Origin of the sequence: Pseudoxanthomonas sp. SGT-18 (genome assembly GCF_003931645.1) — a bacterium.
Taxonomy (GTDB): domain Bacteria; phylum Pseudomonadota; class Gammaproteobacteria; order Xanthomonadales; family Xanthomonadaceae; genus Pseudoxanthomonas.
The window spans coordinates 147,189-162,637 of record NZ_RRYJ01000005.1 but is presented as its reverse complement, the minus strand read 5'-3'; the positions used below and the strand labels follow the sequence as shown (position 1 = coordinate 162,637).

Genomic DNA, 15,449 nt, shown 5'->3' with positions numbered 1-15,449 from the left:
GTCTAACCCTTAGTTGCGGAACGGGAACTTGAACGCCTCGAGCAGCGCCTTGGCCTCGGCGTCGGTCTTGGCGGTCGTGGTGATGGCGATATCCATGCCGCGGATCGCGTCGACAGCGTCGAAGTCGATTTCCGGGAAGATGATCTGTTCCTTCACGCCCATGTTGTAGTTGCCGCGGCCGTCGAACGAACGGCCGGACACGCCGCGGAAGTCGCGCACGCGCGGCAGCGCGACGCTGATCAGGCGGTCCAGGAACTCGAACATCTGGTTCCGGCGCAGCGTGACCTTGCAGCCGATCGGCCAGCCGTCGCGGATCTTGAACGAGGCCACCGAGACGCGGGCCTTGGTGGTCACCGGCTTCTGGCCGGTGATCTTGGCCAGGTCGGCAACGGCGTTCTCCAGCACCTTCTTGTTGGTCGCCGCCTCGCCCACACCCATGTTCACGGTGATCTTGACGAGCCTGGGCACTTCCATCGGATTGGTGTAGCCGAACTTCTCCATGAGAGCCGGCACAACCTGTTCCTTGTAGATCTTTTCGAGCCGCGTGGTCATTGCTTCATTCCTCAGGCGTCGAGCGCCTCACCACTGGAGCGGAACACACGCAGTTTGCGTCCATCCTCCAGGACCTTGTAACCGATGCGCTCGCCCTTGCCGGTAGCCGGATTGAGCGGCATCACGTTGGAAATGTGGATCGAGGCCTCGCGCTCGACCACGCCGCCGGCGATGCCCGCCTGCGGGTTCGGCTTGGTGTGCCGCTTGACGAGGTTCACGTTGGAGACGACCACGCGGTCGCCGTCCACCTTGATCACCTCGCCCTGCTTGCCCTTGTCCTTGCCGGCGATGACCACGACCTGGTCACCCTTCTTGATACGGTTTGCCATGTCTGCTTCCTCCGCTCAGAGCACTTCAGGCGCGAGCGAGACGATCTTCATGAACTTCTCGGAACGCAGCTCACGGGTCACCGGTCCGAAGATACGGGTACCGATCGGCTCCTGCTTGTTGTTCAGCAGGACGGCGGCGTTGCCGTCGAAGCGGATCAGCGAACCGTCGGCACGGCGGACGCCCTTGCGGGTACGGACCACGACGGCGTCGTAGACCTCGCCCTTCTTGACCTTGCCGCGCGGGATCGCGTCCTTGACGGTCACCTTGATGATGTCACCGATGCCGGCGTAACGGCGCTTGGAGCCGCCCAGCACCTTGATGCACATCAGTTCCTTGGCGCCGGAGTTGTCGGCGGCGTCAAGGTAGCTCTGCATCTGGATCATGATTCAGATCTCCCTTATTCGGCCGCGCGGGTGACGACTTCAACCACGCGCCAGTTCTTGGTCTTGGAAATCGGCGCGACCTCGGTCACGCGCACCACGTCGCCTTCCTTGCAGGCGTTTTCGGCGTCGTGGGCGTGCAGCTTGGTCGACCGCTTGATGTACTTGCCGTACAGCGGGTGCTTGACCTGGCGCTCGACCAGGACAGTCACCGTCTTGTCCATCTTGTTGCTGATCACCCGGCCTTCGACCGTGCGCAGCGGCTTGTTGTTGTTCTCGCTCATCGCTGCGATCCCTTACTTGTTGCTGCCGAGCAGGGTCTTAACGCGAGCGATCTCGCGGCGCACCCGGCGGGTTTCATGGGTCTTCGTCAGCTGGCCGGTCGCCCGCTGCATGCGCAGGGAGAACTGTTCCTTGCGCAGGTCCAGCAGGTGAGCCTTCAGTTCGTCGGCCGACTTTTCACGGAGTTCGTTGATCGTAGCCATTAGCGCACCGTGCGGGTCACGAAGGTGGTGGTGACCGAGAGCTTGGCGGCCGCCAGGCGGAACGCCTCGCGCGCCTGCTCCTCCGACACGCCCTCGATTTCATAGATCATGCGGCCCGGCTGGATCTGGGCCACCCAGTACTCGACGTTACCCTTACCGGAGCCCATGCGGACCTCGATGGGCTTCTGGGTGATCGGCTTGTCCGGGAACACGCGGATCCACATCTTGCCGCCGCGCTTGACGTAGCGGCTGATCGTGCGGCGGGCCGCCTCGATCTGGCGCGCGGTCAGGCGACCGTGGGCAGTGGCCTTCAGGCCGTACTCGCCGAAGGACACGGCGTTGGCGCTCCAGCTCAGGCCCTCGTTACGGCCCTTGTGCTGCTTGCGGTACTTGGTTCGCTTGGGTTGCAACATCGCCGTTACCTCGCTTCACGTGCCGGACTGGAGGGACGCTCGCGGTCGCCACGCTCGCCGCGCGGGCTGCTGGCGTCTTCCTGCTTCTCCTGTCCAACCTGGGCGAAGTCGAAGATCTCGCCCTTGTAGACCCATACCTTGATGCCGATCACGCCGTAGGTGGTGTGAGCCTCGGCAAAGCCGTAGTCGATGTCCGCGCGCAGGGTATGCAGCGGCACGCGGCCTTCGCGGTACCACTCCGAACGGGCGATCTCGGCGCCGTTCAGGCGGCCGGCGACGTTGACCTTGATGCCCAGGGCGCCGAGGCGCATCGCGTTGCCGACCGCGCGCTTCATGGCGCGGCGGAACATGATGCGGCGCTCCAGCTGCTGGGCGATGGACTCGGCGACCAGCTGGGCGTCGAGCTCGGGCTTGCGCACCTCGCTGACGTTGATGTGCGCCGGGACGCCCATCAGCTCGCTGACCTCGCGGCGCAGCTTCTCGATGTCCTCACCGCGCTTGCCGATCACCACGCCCGGGCGGGCGGTGTGGATGGTGACGCGGGCGGTCTTGGCCGGGCGCTCGATCAGGATGCGGCTGATGCCGGCCTGGGCCAGCTTCTTGCGCAGCATCTTGCGGACCTTCAGGTCGGCCGCCAGGTAGTCGGCGTACTCGCCCTTGCCCGCGTACCACTTCGAGTTCCAGTCCTTGGCGATGCCCAGGCGGATGCCGGTGGGATGAACTTTGTGACCCATATTACTTGCCCTCTCCCACGACGACGGTGATGTGGCTGGTCCGCTTGAGGATGCGGGTGCCGCGGCCCTTGGCTCGCGCCATGAAGCGCTTCAGGGTCGGGCCCTCGTCGACCATGATGGTCTTGACCTTGAGGGCGTCCACGTCGGCGCCGTTGTTGTTCTCGGCGTTGGCGATGGCCGACTCGACGACCTTCTTGATCAGGGCGGCGGCCTTCTTGTCGGAGAACTTCAGCAGGTTGACGGCACGCTCGGCCGGCAGGCCGCGCACCTGGTCGGCGACCAGGCGGGCCTTCTGCGGGGAGATGCGCGCGGTGCGCAGGATGGCTTTCGCTTCCATGGTCATCTCCTTACTTCGACTTCTTGTCGCCGCCGTGACCCTTGAAGGTCCGGGTGACAGCGAACTCGCCGAGCTTGTGGCCGACCATGTTCTCGTTGATGAGAACCGGAACATGGTTCTTGCCGTTATGGACGGCGATGGTGAACCCCACCATTTCCGGCAGGATCATGGAACGGCGCGACCAGGTCTTGATCGGCTTCTTGGTGCCGCCCGCGGCCTCCACCTTCTTGAGGAGGTGGTGATCGACGAACGGGCCTTTCTTGAGGGAACGTGGCATGGTCGATTAGCCCCTACGATCGCGGACGATGAACTTCTGGGTGCGCTTGTTGCTGCGCGTCTTGTAACCCTTGGTCGGGACACCCCACGGGGTGACCGGATGCGGGTTACCCTGGCCGGCCTTGGCCTCACCACCGCCGTGCGGGTGGTCAACCGGGTTCATCGCCGCACCGCGGACGGTCGGGCGCACGCCGCGCCAACGCTTGGCGCCGGCCTTGCCCAGCTTCTCCAGGTTGTGCTCGTCGTTGCCGACCTCGCCGATGGTGGCGCGGCACTCGGCCGGCACCTTGCGCATCTCGCCCGAACGCAGGCGGAGCAGCGCGTAGGCGCCCTCGCGGGCGACCAGCTGCACGCCGGCGCCGGCGGCGCGGGCGATCTGCGCGCCCTTGCCCGGCTTCAGCTCGATGCAGTGCACCGTGGTGCCGACCGGGATGTTGCGCAGCGGCAGGGTGTTGCCGGCCTTGATCGGGGCGTCGGAACCCGCGATCACCTGGTCGCCGGCCTTCAGGCCCTTCGGGGCGATGATGTAGCGGCGCTCGCCGTCGACGTAGCACAGCAGGGCGATGTGGGCGGTGCGGTTCGGATCGTATTCGATCCGCTCCACGCGCGCCGCGATGCCTTCCTTGTTGCGCTTGAAGTCGATCAGGCGGTAGTGGTGCTTGTGGCCACCACCGATGTGGCGGGTGGTGATGCGGCCGTGGTGGTTGCGGCCGCCGGACTTGCTCTGCTTCTCGACGAGCGCGGCGTGCGGGGCACCCTTGTGGAGGTCGGGGGTGACCACGCGGACCGCGGAGCGGCGGCCGGCAGAGGTGGGCTTGAACTTCATCAATGGCATGGGATCACCCTCAGGCCTTCGCGGACACGTCGATGCTCTGGCCCTCGGCCAGGCGCACGTACGCCTTACGCCAGTCGCCGCGGCGACCGGAACGGAAGCGGAAGGACTTGTTCTTGCCCTTCACGTTGACGACGTTGACCGACTCGACCTTGACGTCGAACAGCTGTTCCACCGCGGCCTTGACGTCGGCCTTGGTGGCGTCGTTCGAAACCTCGAACACGTACTGGTTGCTCACTTCCTGCAGGCGAGCGGTCTTCTCGGACACGCGCGGCGCGAGCAGTACGCTGAAAATCTTCTCGTTGGTGCTCATGCCAGCCACTCCTCGACCTTCTTGACCGCATCGGCGGTGATCAGCACGGAATCGGCGCCGACCAGGGCGACCGGATCCAGGCCCTGGACGTCGCGGACCTGCACGTACGGCAGGTTGCGGGCCGACAGGAACAGGTTCTCGGAGGCGTCCTCGGTGACGATCAGCGGGCGCTTGCCCAGCTCGAAACCGGCCAGCTTCTCGACCAGGCCCTTGGTCTTCGGGGCGTCGACGTCGAACGACTCGACGACCTTCAGGCGGCCCTGGCGGTTCAGCTCGGACAGGATCGCGGCGATCGCGGCGCGGTACATCTTGCGGTTGACCTTCTGGTCGTAGCTGCGCGGCTTGGCCGCGAAGGCCCGGCCGCCGCCGACGAAGATCGGGGCCGTCAGGGCGCCGTGACGCGCGCCGCCGCCCTTCTGCCGCTTGGACTTCTTGGTGGTGCCGTTGACCTCGGCGCGGGTCTTCTGCGCCTTGGTGCCGGCACGGCCCGCGGCCTGGTAGGCCACCACGACCTGGTGGACCAGGTCCTCGCTGAATTCGCGGCCGAACACGGCGTCGGAAACCGACAGCTTGTTGGCGCTACCCGTAATGGTGAGTTCCATCGTGCTTCTCCTTACGCCTTGCTCGCCGGGCGCACGATCACGTCGCCACCCGGGGCACCCGGGACGGCGCCGCGAACGGCGATCAGGCCGCGCTCGGCATCGACGCGAACCACTTCCAGGTTCTGCGTGCTCTGGGTCTCGGCGCCCATGTGGCCGGCCATCTTCTTGCCGGGGAACACGCGGCCGGGGGTCTGGCGCTGGCCGATCGAACCCGGGGCGCGGTGCGACAGCGAGTTACCGTGGGTCGCGTCGCCCATGGTGAAGTTGTGGCGCTTGATGGTGCCCTGGAAGCCCTTGCCCTTGGTCACGCCCTGGACGTCGACCTTCTGGCCCACCTCGAAGATGTCGGCCTTGATCTCGCCACCGATGGCGAAATCACCGATCTTGTCGTCGGCGACGCGGAACTCCCACAGGCCGCGGCCGGCTTCGACCTTGGCCTTGGCGTAGTGGCCGGCCAGCGGCTTGTTCACCAGCGACGCACGGCAGGCGCCGGTGGTCACCTGGACAGCGCTGTAGCCGTCGACCTCGACGGTCTTGATCTGGGTGATGCGGTTCGGGGTGGCCTCGATCAGGGTCACCGGAATGGAACGGCCATCCTCGGTGAAGACGCGGCTCATGCCGGCCTTGCGGCCGACCAGACCCAACGAATACTTCTTCGTCATGTCGGCAGTCCTCAGGCGAGCTTGATCTGGACGTCGACGCCAGCCGCGAGCTCGAGCTTCATCAGCGCGTCCACGGTCTTGTCGTTGGGGTCGACGATGTCGAGCACGCGCTTGTGCGTGCGGGTCTCGTACTGGTCACGCGCATCCTTGTCGGCATGCGGGGAGACGAGGATGGTGTAACGTTCGATCTTGGTCGGCAGCGGGATCGGGCCACGCACCTGCGCGCCGGTCCTCTTGGCCGTTTCGACGATCTCGCTGGCCGAACGGTCGATCAGACGGTGATCGAACGCCTTGAGCCGAATCCGGATCTTTTGGTCCGCCATGACGGAGTTCCTTCGTTAAAAGAGCGACGGGCGCGGCCTCTGGGATGCCTGCCCCGGTATGGTTCGTTCGCCCGGCCGGTCCCGCGCCGGACAGGAGGCCGCACCGGGCGACCCCCAAAAGTGCGGGCAGACCAGCGAGCCGGCCTGCCCAGACGGAAAAGTATAGAACGCGTAAAACGGCGCGTCAACAGCACATGGCTGTCCCGCGCTCTGCGTCACGCGACTTTTCCCTGTCTGGCGAACACGAGGCGCTTCCTGCACCTCTTTTCGCGGTAAGCCCCCTGCCCGCCCAGGCGGACAGGGGGTCAGTGAACCTGAATTACTTCAGGATCTTGGCGACCACGCCGGCGCCGACGGTACGGCCACCCTCGCGGATCGCGAAGCGCAGGCCCTCGTCCATGGCCACCGGGTTGATCAGCGACACCGACATCTTCACGTTGTCGCCCGGCATCACCATCTCCACGCCCTCCGGCAGCTGGACGGCGCCAGTGATGTCGGTGGTGCGGAAGTAGAACTGCGGACGGTAGCCCTTGAAGAACGGGGTGTGGCGGCCGCCCTCGTCCTTCGACAGCACGTACACCTCGGCCTCGAAGTCGGTGTGCGGGGTGATCGTGCCCGGCTTGGCCAGCACCTGGCCACGCTCGACCTCGTCACGCTTGGTGCCGCGCAGCAGCAGGCCCGCGTTGTCGCCCGCCTGGCCCTGGTCCAGCAGCTTGCGGAACATCTCCACGCCGGTGACGGTGGTCTTCTGGGTCGGACGGATGCCGACGATTTCCACTTCGTCGCCCACCTTGATCACGCCGCGCTCGATGCGGCCGGTCACCACGGTGCCGCGGCCCGAGATCGAGAACACGTCCTCGACCGGCATCAGGAACGGCTTGTCAACGTCGCGCTCCGGGGTCGGGATGTAGCTGTCCAGCGCGTCCACCAGCTGGATGATCGCCGGAACGCCGATCTCCGACTGGTCGCCTTCCAGCGCCTTCAGCGCCGAACCCTTGATGATCGGGGTGTCGTCGCCCGGGAAGTCGTACTTGCTCAGCAGCTCGCGGACTTCCATCTCCACCAGCTCCAGCAGCTCGGCGTCGTCCACCATGTCCGCCTTGTTCAGGAAGACCACGATGTACGGCACGCCCACCTGGCGGGCCAGCAGGATGTGCTCGCGGGTCTGCGGCATCGGGCCGTCAGCCGCCGACACCACCAGGATCGCGCCGTCCATCTGCGCCGCACCGGTGATCATGTTCTTCACGTAGTCGGCGTGGCCCGGGCAGTCCACGTGCGCGTAGTGGCGGGTCGGCGATTCGTACTCGACGTGCGAGGTCGAGATCGTGATGCCGCGGGCCTTCTCTTCCGGCGCCTTGTCGATCGCGTCGTACGCGTGGAACTCGCCGCCGAAACGCTCGGCACCGACCTTCGTCAGCGCGGCCGTCAGCGTGGTCTTGCCATGGTCAACGTGGCCGATGGTGCCGACGTTCACGTGCGGCTTGGTGCGCTCGAACTTACCCTTGGACATTGGTGAAATACCTCTTGTACTTGGATTTTTCCTGGGAGGCAGGGCCACCCCGGGGGATGGCCTGCCTGGTATGTGCGCGCCCGGGGGCGCCGCCGCTTACGCCTTCTTGATCACCGTCTCGGCGATGTTGTTCGGCGCTTCCTCGTAGTGGTCGAACTCCATCGAGAAGGTGGCGCGGCCCTGGGTCATCGAGCGCAGCGCGGTGGCGTAGCCGAACATCTCGCTCATCGGGATCATCGCGTTGATGATCTTGCCCGACGGGCTGTCGTCCTGGCCCTGCAGCACGCCGCGGCGGCGGCTCACGTCGCCCATGACGTCGCCCAGGTAATCCTCGGGGCTGACGATCTCGACCTTCATGATCGGCTCCAGCAGCACCGGGCTGGCCTTGGCGAAGCCCTGCTTGAACGCCATCGAGGCGGCCAGCTTGAACGCCATTTCCGACGAGTCGACGTCGTGGTACGAACCGAAGACCAGCTTGACCTTGACGCCGACGACCGGGAAGCCGGCCAGCGGGCCGCTGGTGATGGTCTCGCGCAGGCCCTTCTCGACCGACGGGATGAACTCCTTCGGGATCACGCCGCCGGTGATCTCGTTGAGGAACAGGAAGTCGTCCTTGATCAGGTCGGCGTACTTCTCGCGGTCCTCGGCGGTGATCGGCGACATCTCGATCACGACGTGGCCGTACTGGCCCTTACCACCGGACTGCTTGGCGTGCTTGTAGTCCGACTTGACGTCGCTGGAGCGGATGGTCTCGCGGTAGGCGACCTGCGGCTTGCCGACGTTGGCCTCGACGTTGAACTCGCGCTTCAGGCGGTCGACGATGATGTCCAGGTGCAGCTCGCCCATGCCCGAGATGATGGTCTGGCCGGACTCCTCGTCGGTGCGGACGCGGAACGACGGGTCTTCCTGGGCCAAGCGGCTCAGGGCGTTGCCCATCTTCTCCTGGTCGGACTTGGTCTTCGGCTCCACGGCCATCGAGATCACCGGCTCCGGGAACGCCATGCGCTCCAGGACGATCGGGGCGTCGATGGCGCACAGGGTGTCACCGGTGGTGACGTCCTTCAGGCCCACCGCGGCGGCGATGTCGCCTGCCAGCACTTCCTTGATCTCGTCGCGCTGGTTGGAGTGCATCTGCAGCAGGCGGCCGATGCGCTCCTTCTTGTTCTTGACCGAGTTCAGCACCTGGTCGCCGGCGCTCAGGGTGCCGGAGTAGACGCGGAAGAAGGTCAGCGAACCGACGAACGGGTCGGTCATGATCTTGAACGCCAGGGCCGAGAACGGAGCCTTGTCGGACGACTCGCGGGTCATCTCCTTGGTCTCGTCGTCCATGTCGACGCCCTTCACCGCCGGCACGTCGACCGGCGACGGCAGCAGCTTGACCACGCCGTCGAGCATGGCCTGCACGCCCTTGTTCTTGAACGCCGAGCCGCAGAACATCGGCACGATCTCGGTGGCCAGGGTGCGCTGGCGCAGGGCGCTGTAGATCTCGTCCTCGGTCAGCTCCTCGCCGCCCAGGTACTTGTCCATCAGCTCCTCGTTCGCCTCGGCCGCGGACTCGACCATGTACGAACGGGCTTCCTCGGCCTGGGCCTTCAGCTCTTCCGGGATGTCGCGGTACTCGAAGGTCATGCCCTGGGTCTTCTCGTCCCAGTGGATGGCCTTCATCTTGACCAGGTCGACCACGCCGACGAAATTGTCCTCGGCGCCGATCGGGATCTGCATCGGGACCGGCACGGCACCCAGGCGCGACTTCAGCTGGTCACGGACCTTGAAGAAGTTGGCACCGGTGCGGTCCATCTTGTTGACGAACGCGATGCGCGGCACGTGGTACTTGTTGGCCTGGCGCCACACGGTCTCCGACTGCGGCTGCACGCCGCCGACGGCGCACAGCACGAACACCGCGCCGTCCAGCACGCGCAGCGAGCGCTCCACCTCGATGGTGAAGTCCACGTGCCCGGGGGTGTCGATGATGTTGAAGCGGTGCTCCGGGAAGGACTTGTCCATGCCCTTCCAGAACGCGGTGGTGGCAGCGGACTGGATCGTGATGCCACGCTCCTGCTCCTGCTCCATCCAGTCCATGGTCGCGGCGCCATCGTGCACTTCACCGATCTTGTGGCTCTTGCCGGTGTAGAACAGGATGCGCTCGGACGTGGTGGTCTTGCCGGCATCGATGTGGGCCATGATGCCGAAATTGCGGTAACGCTCGATGGGAGTAGTGCGGGCCACGGGGAGCCTCTCGTTAGCTTGGCGTTTCGGTTGCAGGGGCCGGCTGCGCGGCACCCCCTGAAATGCGGAGGGCGCGGAACATGCCGCGCCGTCCGGGCTGGTCGCGCGGGCCCGCCAGGGGCCCGCGGGCTGTTACCAGCGGTAGTGGGCGAAGGCCTTGTTGGCCTCGGCCATGCGGTGGGTCTCTTCGCGCTTCTTGATCGCGCCACCGCGGTTCTCGGCCGCGTCCAGCAGCTCGCCGGCCAGCTTGCGGGCCATCGAGTTCTCGCCGCGCTTGCGGGCCGAATCGATCACCCAGCGCATGGCCAGGGCCAGGCGGCGGGAGGCGCGAACCTCGACCGGCACCTGGTAGGTCGCGCCACCGACGCGACGGGACTTGACCTCGACCGCGGGGGCGACGTTGTCCAGCGCCTTCTGCACCAGCTCGATGGCGTTGGGGTTCTTCTGGCCGATCACTTCCATCGCGTCGTACACGATGTTCTCGGCGATCGACTTCTTGCCGCTCTTCATCACCATGTTGATGAAGCGGGCGATGGTCTCGCTCCCGTGCTTGGGATCGGGCAGGACGGAGCGCTGGGGGGTGGAACCTTTACGGGACATGTCGGGCTTCCTCGATTAGCTCTTCGGGCGCTTGGCGCCGTACTTCGAACGGCCCTGGCGACGCTTGGTGACGCCGGCGGCATCCAGCGAACCGCGGACGGTGTGGTAACGCACGCCCGGCAGGTCCTTGACGCGGCCGCCGCGGATCAGCACCACGGAGTGCTCCTGGAGGTTGTGGCCTTCGCCGCCGATGTACGAGATGACCTCGTAGCCGTTGGTCAGGCGCACCTTGGCGACCTTACGCAGGGCCGAGTTCGGCTTCTTCGGGGTGGTGGTGTAGACGCGGGTGCAGACACCGCGGCGCTGCGGGCACTTCTCCAGTGCCGGCGAGGCGCTCTTGTACGTTTCCGCCTGCCGCGGCTTGCGGACCAGCTGGTTGATCGTCGCCATTCTAAGGTTCTTCTGCTTGGGGCCCCGCGGACCGGGGCCGGACGTGAAAACGACGGCAGGCCGAAGGACGGCCTGCCGAGACATGAAAGTATAGCGGGACGGTAAAAACCGCGTCAACCGACCCACCTTCCATGGTCCCGGCGCCCCGCCCGGCCGGGGCCGGAAGGGATCGCGGGCGCGGCCGGGCCTCCCTGCCCCGCCGTATCCCCGGGCCGCCGCCGTCGCCGGCGGCGGCCGGGTGCATCACTCCGCCGCGTCCTCCTGGGACGGGGCGGCCGCCTCCGGCGCCTCGGCCTCGGCCACCGCCGCCGGCTCGGAGCCGCCAGACAGCGCCTCCAGCTCCGACTCGGTCAGGCCGGTGGCGTTGCGGCGGCGCTTGCTGTGGTAGGCCAGGCCGGTACCCGCCGGGATCAGGCGGCCGACGATGACGTTCTCCTTCAGGCCGCGCAGGTTGTCGCGGGTGCCGCGGACGGCCGCCTCGGTCAGCACGCGGGTGGTCTCCTGGAAGGAGGCCGCCGAGATGAACGACTCGGTCGCCAGCGAGGCCTTGGTGATGCCCAGCAGCACCGGCTCGTACTTGGCCGGGATCTCGCCGCGGGCCACCAGGCGCGCGTTCTCCTCGATCACGCGCTGCTTCTCCACCTGCTCGCCGTTGAGGAACTTGGAATCGCCCTGGTCGGTGATCTCGACCTTGCGCAGCATCTGGCGGGTGATCACCTCGATGTGCTTGTCGTTGATCTTCACGCCCTGCAGGCGGTAGACGTCCTGGATCTCCTTGACCAGGTACGCGGCCAGGTCCTCCACGCCCTTCAGGCGCAGGATGTCCTGCGGGCTCGGCTCGCCGTCCACGATGGTCTCGCCCTTGGTCACGTGCTCGCCCTCGAACACGATGATCTGGCGGTACTTCGGGATCAGCTCCTCGTGCTCCTCGCCGTCCGGGCCCTTGATGATCAGGCGCTGCTTGCCCTTGGTGTCCTTGCCGAAGCTGACCACGCCGGACTTCTCGGCCAGGATCGCCGGATCCTTCGGCTTGCGCGCCTCGAACAGGTCGGCCACGCGCGGCAGACCGCCGGTGATGTCGCGGGTCTTGGACGCTTCCTGCGGGATCTTGGCGACCACGTCGCCCACGCCCACCGGGGCGCCGTCCTGCAGGTTCACCACCGAGCGCGGCGGCAGCAGGTACTGCGCCGGCAGGTCGGTGCCCGGGATGGTCAGGTCGTTGCCGTCCTTGTCGACGATGCGGACCAGCGGGCGCAGGTCCTTGCCCTGCGAGCCGCGGCGCTTGGGATCGGTGATCTCGCGCGAGGCCAGGCCGGTCAGTTCGTCGGTCTTCTCGATGACGGTGACGCCATCGACGAAGTCAACGAAGCGGACGAAGCCGGCCACTTCCGACACGATCGGGTGGTTGTGCGGATCCCAGTTGGCCACGGTCTGGCCGGCCTTGACCTCGGCGCCGTCCTTGACGTTGATGGTGGCGCCGTACGGCAGCTTGTAGCGCTCGCGCTCGCGGCCGTGCGGGTCGAGGACCGACACTTCGCCCGAACGCGACACCGCGACCAGGTGGCCGCCGGAATGCTCGACGGTCTTGAGGTTGTTGAACTTGATCGAGCCGGTGGTCTTGACCGTGATGCTGTCCACCGCGGCGGCACGCGAAGCCGCGCCGCCGATGTGGAAGGTACGCATCGTCAGCTGGGTACCCGGTTCGCCGATCGACTGGGCGGCGATGACGCCCACCGACTCGCCGATGTTGACCAGGTGGCCACGGGCCAGGTCGCGGCCGTAGCAGTGCGCGCACACGCCGAAGGGCGATTCGCAGGTGATGGTCGAACGCACCTTGATCGACTGGACGCCGGCGTCCTCCAGCTTCTGCACCCACACCTCGTCCAGCAGGGTGTTGCGGGTGACGATCGGGTCCTCGTCGTTGCCCGGCAGGAACACGTCCTCGGCCACGACGCGGCCCAGCACGCGGTCCTTCAGCGGCTCGACCACGTCGCCGCCTTCCACGATCGGGGTCATGGTCAGGCCCTGCAGCGTGCCGCAGTCGGCCTCGGTGATCACCACGTCCTGCGCCACGTCGACCAGGCGGCGGGTCAGGTAACCGGAGTTGGCGGTCTTCAGCGCGGTGTCGGCCAGGCCCTTGCGGGCGCCGTGGGTGGAGTTGAAGTACTCCTGCACGTTCAGGCCTTCGCGGAAGTTCGCCTTGATCGGGGTCTCGATGATCGAGCCGTCCGGGCGGGCCATCAGGCCGCGCATGCCGGCCAGCTGTCGGATCTGCGCCTGCGAACCACGGGCACCGGAGTCGGCCATGATGTACAGCGAGTTCATCGACTTCTGCGCGACTTCCTCGCCCTTGGCGTTGACCACCTTGTCGGTGCCGATGGTCTCCATCATCGCCTTGGCGATGCGCTCGTTGGTGCGCGACCAGATGTCGACCACCTTGTTGTAGCGCTCGCCGGCGGTGACCAGGCCGCTCTGGTACTGCTCCTGGATCTCCAGCACCTCGGCCTCGGCCTCGGCGAGGATGCTCTTCTTCTCCTCCGGGATCAGCATGTCGTCGATGCCGATCGACACGCCGGCGCGGGTGGCGAAGCTGAAGCCGGTGTACATCAGCTGGTCGGCGAACACCACGGTGTCCTTCAGGCCCAGGCGGCGGTAGCAGCTGTTGATCAGGCGGCTGATGTTCTTCTTGGTCAGCTCGGTGTTGGCCAGCTCGAACGGCAGGCCCTCCGGCAGGATCTCGGCCAGCAGGGCGCGGCCGACCGTGGTATCCACGATCGTCGCCTTCTTGTGCTTGTTGCCGGCCTCGTCCTTCACCACCTCGGTGATGCGGACCTTGACCTTGGCGTGCAGCTCGACCACGCGGTTGTCGTAGGCGCGCTTAACCTCGGCCACGTTGGCGAACACCATGCCCTCGCCCTTCTTGTTCTCCAGGGCGCGGGTCATGTAGTACAGGCCGAGCACCACGTCCTGCGACGGCACGATGATCGGCTCGCCGTTGGCGGGCGACAGGATGTTGTTGGTCGACATCATCAGGGCGCGCGCCTCCAGCTGGGCCTCGAGGCTCAGCGGGACGTGCACGGCCATCTGGTCGCCGTCGAAGTCGGCGTTGAACGCGGTGCAGACCAGCGGGTGCAGCTGGATGGCCTTGCCCTCGATCAGCACCGGCTCGAACGCCTGGATGCCCAGGCGGTGCAAGGTCGGGGCGCGGTTCAGCAGCACCGGGTGCTCGCGGATGACCTCCTCGAGGATGTCCCACACCTCGGCCTCTTCGCGCTCGACCAGCTTCTTGGCGGCCTTGATGGTGGTGGCCAGGCCGCGGCGCTGCAGCTTGGCGAACACGAACGGCTTGAACAGCTCCAGCGCCATCTTCTTCGGCAGGCCGCACTGGTGCAGGCGCAGGTACGGGCCGACCACGATGACCGAACGGCCCGAGTAGTCGACGCGCTTGCCGAGCAGGTTCTGGCGGAAGCGGCCCTGCTTGCCCTTGATCATGTCGGCCAGCGACTTGAGCGGGCGCTTGTTGGTGCCGGTGATGGCGCGGCCGCGGCGGCCGTTGTCCATCAGCGCGTCAACCGACTCCTGCAGCATGCGCTTCTCGTTGCGCACGATGATGTCGGGCGCGTTGAGCTCCAGCAGGCGGCGCAGGCGGTTGTTGCGGTTGATGACGCGGCGGTACAGGTCGTTCAGGTCGGAGGTCGCGAAGCGGCCGCCGTCCAGCGGGACCAGCGGGCGCAGGTCCGGCGGCAGCACCGGCAGCACGGTCATGACCATCCACTCCGGACGGTTGCCGGACTCGATGAACGCCTCGATCAGCTTGATGCGCTTGGTCAGGCGCTTGAGCTTGGTCTCCGAACCGGTGGCGGCGATCTCCTCGCGCAGGCGCGCCATCTCGGCCTGCAGGTCGATGGTGCGCAGCAGCTCGTAGATCGCCTCGGCGCCCATGGCGGCGTCGAAGTCGTCGCCGTGCTCCTGGCGCGCCTGCATGTACTGCTCTTCGGTCAGCAGCTGGCGGCGCTCGAGCGGGGTCAGGCCCGGCTCGGTGACCACGTAGGCCTCGAAGTACAGGATGCGCTCGATGTCGCGCAGGGTCATGTCCAGCATCAGGCCAATGCGGGACGGCAGCGACTTCAGGAACCAGATGTGCGCGACCGGCGAGGCCAGGTCGATGTGGCCCATGCGCTCGCGGCGGACCTTGGCCAGGGTGACCTCGGTGCCGCACTTCTCGCAGACCACGCCACGGTGCTTCATGCGCTTGTACTTGCCGCACAGGCACTCGTAGTCCTTGATCGGGCCGAAGATGGCCGCGCAGAACAGGCCGTCGCGCTCCGGCTTGAAGGTGCGGTAGTTGATCGTCTCGGGCTTCTTCACCTCGCCGAAGGACCACGAGCGGATCAGGTCCGGCGAAGCCAGGGCGATCTTGATCGCGTCGAAGTCCAGCGTCTGGCGCTGCTGGTTGAAGAGGTTGAGCAGGTCTTTCATTTCTT

Annotated in this window: 19 protein-coding genes; all 19 read right to left on the bottom strand. The window is 66.5% G+C overall.

The features are described from left to right. Positions 1 to 9 precede the first annotated feature (9 nt). Positions 10 to 552, bottom strand: a complete 543-nt coding sequence (gene rplE, locus EIM47_RS08875) for a 50S ribosomal protein L5 (protein WP_019399176.1) — start codon at positions 550 to 552, stop codon at positions 10 to 12. A gap of 11 nt (positions 553 to 563) precedes the next feature. Continuing rightward, entirely contained in the window at positions 564 to 881 is a 318-nt protein-coding gene (gene rplX / locus EIM47_RS08870; RefSeq protein ID WP_019399177.1) for a 50S ribosomal protein L24, read from the bottom strand. A gap of 15 nt (positions 882 to 896) precedes the next feature. Then, positions 897 to 1,265, bottom strand: a complete 369-nt coding sequence (rplN, locus tag EIM47_RS08865; protein ID WP_014161372.1) for a 50S ribosomal protein L14 — start codon at positions 1,263 to 1,265, stop codon at positions 897 to 899. Between the two features lie 14 nt (positions 1,266 to 1,279). Beyond that, positions 1,280 to 1,546 carry a 30S ribosomal protein S17 gene (rpsQ, locus tag EIM47_RS08860; RefSeq protein WP_019399178.1) on the bottom strand — a complete coding sequence of 89 codons (267 nt, stop codon included), beginning with the start codon at positions 1,544 to 1,546 and terminating at the stop codon, positions 1,280 to 1,282. Between the two features lie 12 nt (positions 1,547 to 1,558). Beyond that, complete coding sequence (gene rpmC / locus EIM47_RS08855; RefSeq protein ID WP_019399179.1) at positions 1,559 to 1,747, bottom strand: 50S ribosomal protein L29; 189 nt, start codon at positions 1,745 to 1,747, stop codon at positions 1,559 to 1,561. Then, positions 1,747 to 2,160, bottom strand: a complete 414-nt coding sequence (rplP, locus tag EIM47_RS08850) for a 50S ribosomal protein L16 (protein ID WP_019399180.1) — start codon at positions 2,158 to 2,160, stop codon at positions 1,747 to 1,749. Before rplP ends, rpmC begins: the two co-directional genes overlap by 1 nt. Before the next feature lie 5 nt (positions 2,161 to 2,165). Continuing rightward, on the bottom strand, positions 2,166 to 2,894 hold the full coding sequence (gene rpsC / locus EIM47_RS08845; RefSeq protein WP_125076693.1) for a 30S ribosomal protein S3: 729 nt from the start codon (positions 2,892 to 2,894) through the stop codon (positions 2,166 to 2,168). 1 nt (position 2,895) lies between these two features. Further along, positions 2,896 to 3,231, bottom strand: a complete 336-nt coding sequence (rplV, locus tag EIM47_RS08840) for a 50S ribosomal protein L22 (RefSeq protein ID WP_013535991.1) — start codon at positions 3,229 to 3,231, stop codon at positions 2,896 to 2,898. Positions 3,232 to 3,241: 10 nt separating this feature from the next. Next, positions 3,242 to 3,508 carry a 30S ribosomal protein S19 gene (gene rpsS / locus EIM47_RS08835; protein WP_019399183.1) on the bottom strand — a complete coding sequence of 89 codons (267 nt, stop codon included), beginning with the start codon at positions 3,506 to 3,508 and terminating at the stop codon, positions 3,242 to 3,244. A gap of 6 nt (positions 3,509 to 3,514) precedes the next feature. Beyond that, on the bottom strand, positions 3,515 to 4,342 hold the full coding sequence (gene rplB, locus EIM47_RS08830) for a 50S ribosomal protein L2 (protein WP_028915516.1): 828 nt from the start codon (positions 4,340 to 4,342) through the stop codon (positions 3,515 to 3,517). Positions 4,343 to 4,352: 10 nt separating this feature from the next. Next, positions 4,353 to 4,652 carry a 50S ribosomal protein L23 gene (gene rplW, locus EIM47_RS08825; protein ID WP_019399185.1) on the bottom strand — a complete coding sequence of 100 codons (300 nt, stop codon included), beginning with the start codon at positions 4,650 to 4,652 and terminating at the stop codon, positions 4,353 to 4,355. After that, the gene (gene rplD / locus EIM47_RS08820; protein ID WP_019399186.1) at positions 4,649 to 5,254 is read right to left on the bottom strand and encodes a 50S ribosomal protein L4; all 606 of its coding nucleotides are present in this window, start codon (positions 5,252 to 5,254) and stop codon (positions 4,649 to 4,651) included. The genes rplW and rplD overlap by 4 nt, the downstream gene beginning before the upstream one ends. Positions 5,255 to 5,265: 11 nt before the next feature. Next, positions 5,266 to 5,916, bottom strand: coding sequence for a 50S ribosomal protein L3 (gene rplC, locus EIM47_RS08815; protein ID WP_125076692.1), 651 nt, complete (start codon positions 5,914 to 5,916; stop codon positions 5,266 to 5,268). Positions 5,917 to 5,927: 11 nt separating this feature from the next. Next, complete coding sequence (rpsJ, locus tag EIM47_RS08810; RefSeq protein WP_013535997.1) at positions 5,928 to 6,239, bottom strand: 30S ribosomal protein S10; 312 nt, start codon at positions 6,237 to 6,239, stop codon at positions 5,928 to 5,930. 319 nt (positions 6,240 to 6,558) lie between these two features. Further along, positions 6,559 to 7,749 (bottom strand): elongation factor Tu, encoded by a 1,191-nt coding sequence (gene tuf / locus EIM47_RS08805; protein ID WP_028915514.1) that lies wholly within the window; start codon positions 7,747 to 7,749, stop codon positions 6,559 to 6,561. Between the two features lie 96 nt (positions 7,750 to 7,845). Further along, positions 7,846 to 9,975: an elongation factor G gene (gene fusA, locus EIM47_RS08800; protein WP_026010792.1), complete on the bottom strand. Its 2,130-nt coding sequence runs from the start codon at positions 9,973 to 9,975 to the stop codon at positions 7,846 to 7,848. 132 nt (positions 9,976 to 10,107) lie between these two features. Then, positions 10,108 to 10,575: a 30S ribosomal protein S7 gene (gene rpsG / locus EIM47_RS08795; protein WP_019399932.1), complete on the bottom strand. Its 468-nt coding sequence runs from the start codon at positions 10,573 to 10,575 to the stop codon at positions 10,108 to 10,110. A 15-nt stretch (positions 10,576 to 10,590) separates the two neighbouring features. After that, positions 10,591 to 10,965: a 30S ribosomal protein S12 gene (gene rpsL, locus EIM47_RS08790; RefSeq protein WP_013536001.1), complete on the bottom strand. Its 375-nt coding sequence runs from the start codon at positions 10,963 to 10,965 to the stop codon at positions 10,591 to 10,593. Positions 10,966 to 11,208: 243 nt separating this feature from the next. After that, the gene (rpoC, locus tag EIM47_RS08785; RefSeq protein WP_019399923.1) at positions 11,209 to 15,444 is read right to left on the bottom strand and encodes a DNA-directed RNA polymerase subunit beta'; all 4,236 of its coding nucleotides are present in this window, start codon (positions 15,442 to 15,444) and stop codon (positions 11,209 to 11,211) included. Positions 15,445 to 15,449: the final 5 nt, after the last annotated feature.